Below are 621 nucleotides of genomic sequence, written 5' to 3'. Positions count from 1 at the left end.
ATATCCAGTGATGTAGGGAAACAGGCGCCTGAGCGGCTTGAGCGAGCGTCGGCGCTCGTCTGCGCTGCTTGATTGCGCCATCTCGCTGTTTCCTCTAGCCGCCTCAGCTTCATGCGCCTTGAATATGCGCTTGCCGCGGCCTTGTGATTCAATTCCGGCTGATGTATAGGCACGCCGATCGTTTTAGAAGCCGTGGCTCCTCAATAGCTGCGGCTTCGAGTTTTAAAAAGAGGCGCATCGACGCAGGCTTATGCCCGTCAGCCGCGCCGGCAAGCCAGGAACCGAGCCATGAAGAGCGCAATCCATCCCGACTACCACACCATCAAGGTCGTCATGACCGACGGCACCGAATACATGACCCGTTCGACCTGGGGCAAGGAAGGCGATACGATGAACCTCGATATCGACCCGACCACCCACCCGGCCTGGACCGGCGGCCAGCAGACCCTGCTCGACCGCGGCGGCCGCCTGTCGAAGTTCAAGAAGCGTTTTGAGGGTTTCGGCCTCTAAGCCGCATCGGGCTTTCGCAGATCAAGAACCCGCCTTCGAGGCGGGTTTTTTGTTGACCAGAACCATCTTCCCCTCCCCCCGTCATAAAGCTGTTCTTAAATATCACAGGCC

The 621-nt window shown here is 58.6% G+C and carries 1 protein-coding gene; it reads left to right on the top strand.

Annotated elements, in window-relative coordinates; genetic code table 11:
- The first annotated feature begins 288 nt into the window (after positions 1–288).
- Positions 289–510, top strand: a complete 222-nt coding sequence (rpmE, locus tag EOA36_RS36620) for a 50S ribosomal protein L31 (RefSeq protein ID WP_096451251.1) — start codon at positions 289–291, stop codon at positions 508–510.
- Positions 511–621 lie beyond the last annotated feature (111 nt).

The sequence above is a fragment of the Mesorhizobium sp. M8A.F.Ca.ET.021.01.1.1 genome (genome assembly GCF_003998025.1).
Classification (GTDB): Bacteria; Pseudomonadota; Alphaproteobacteria; order Rhizobiales; family Rhizobiaceae; genus Mesorhizobium.
The sequence above is the reverse complement of the archived record's forward strand: the minus strand, read 5'-3'. Positions and strand labels throughout refer to the sequence as shown.

Excerpts from the sequence above, each read along its gene's own strand:
- rpmE (WP_096451251.1), top strand. The coding sequence starts at position 289 with ATGAAGAGCGCAATCCATCCCGACTACCACACCATCAAGGTCGTCATG.